Source organism: Streptococcus bovismuti (assembly GCF_042436615.2).
GTDB lineage: Bacteria > Bacillota > Bacilli > Lactobacillales > Streptococcaceae > Streptococcus.
In genome coordinates this window covers 1-1,435 of record NZ_JBHMFR020000017.1, presented here as the reverse complement: position 1 = coordinate 1,435, position 1,435 = coordinate 1, and the positions used below count along the sequence as shown (strand labels likewise).

1 protein-coding gene is annotated in these 1,435 nt (G+C 35.7%); it reads left to right on the top strand.

Annotated features, from left to right (window positions below; genetic code table 11):
• Positions 1 to 55: 55 nt before the first annotated feature.
• Positions 56 to 1,404 (top strand): IS3 family transposase gene (locus ACERDH_RS09740; RefSeq protein WP_115262385.1). Its coding sequence is split into 2 segments (ribosomal slippage): positions 56 to 506 and positions 506 to 1,404, totalling 1,350 coding nucleotides; the frame shifts between segments, so codons are not numbered across the junction.
• Positions 1,405 to 1,435 lie beyond the last annotated feature (31 nt).

Here is a 1,435-nt window from a genome sequence, read left to right as displayed (position 1 = left end):
TGTACTGCACCCCAAAAGTTAGACAGAAAAAATCTAACTTTTGGGGTGTTTTATTATGAAATTGAGTTATGATGATAAAGTTCAGATCTATGAACTTAGAAAACAAGGATATAGCTTAGAGAAGCTTTCAAATAAATTTGGGATAAACAATTCTAATCTTAGGTACATGATTAAATTGATTGATCGTTACGGAATAGAGTTCGTCAAAAAAGGAAAGAATTGTTACTATTCTCCTGAACTAAAACAAGAGATCATTGATAAAGTTCTTCTTGAGGGGCATTCACAAATTAGGGCGTCTCTGGATTATGCTCTTCTAAGTAGTGGATTACTTTCGAATTGGCTGGCACAATATAAGAAAAACGGGTATACTATTGTTGAGAAAACAAGAGGGAGACCACCTAAAATGGGACGTAAGCCAAAGAAGAGATTTGAAGATATGACAGAATTAGAACGTCTTCAAGCAGAAAATGAGTACTTGAGAGCGGAGAATGCCATTCTAAAAAAGTTGAGAGAACTCCGATTGAGAGACGAAAAGGAGCAAGAAGAAAAACGGAAATTGTTCAAGGACTGGTAACAGAGTTTTCTTTAGATATCCTTCTAAAGATTATTAAACTTGCCCGTTCAACTTATTATTACCACTTAAAACAGCTGGATCAAAGCGATAAAGATTATGATATTAAAGCTGAAATTCAGTCAATTTATACTGAGCACAAAGGAAATTACGGCTATCGTCGCATGACTCTAGAATTACGAAATCGTGGCTTCGTAGTGAACCATAAGAAGGTGCAGCGTCTGATGAAAGTACTTGGTTTAACGGCTCGAATTCGCCGTAAACGGAAGTATTCTTCATACCAAGGAGAGGTTGGCAAGAAAGCAGATAATCTTATTCAACGTCAATTTGAAGCAACCAAACCAATGCAAAAGTGCTACACAGATGTGACAGAATTTGCCATTCCAGCAAGCAGCCAAAAGCTTTATTTATCACCAGTTTTAGATGGCTTTAACAGAGAAATTATCTCCTACAATCTTTCTACTTCGCCGAACTTAGTACAAATGAAAGCTATGCTAGAACAAGCCTTTACAGAGAACCATTACGAAAATACAATTCTCCATAGTGACCAAGGATGGCAATACCAACACGATTTCTATCATCATTTTTTAAAGAATAAGGGAATCCAACCATCTATGTCACGTAAGGGAAATAGTCCAGATAACGGTATGATGGAATCTTTCTTTGGCATTCTTAAGTCTGAAATGTTTTATGGTTATGAGAATACGTTTCAGTCACTTGAACACTTGGAACAAGCTATTGTAGACTATATTGATTACTACAACAACAAACGAATTAAGGTAAAACTAAAAGGACTTAGCCCTGTACAATACAGAACTAAATCCTTTGCTTAAATTAATTGTCTAACTTTTTGGGGTCAGTACA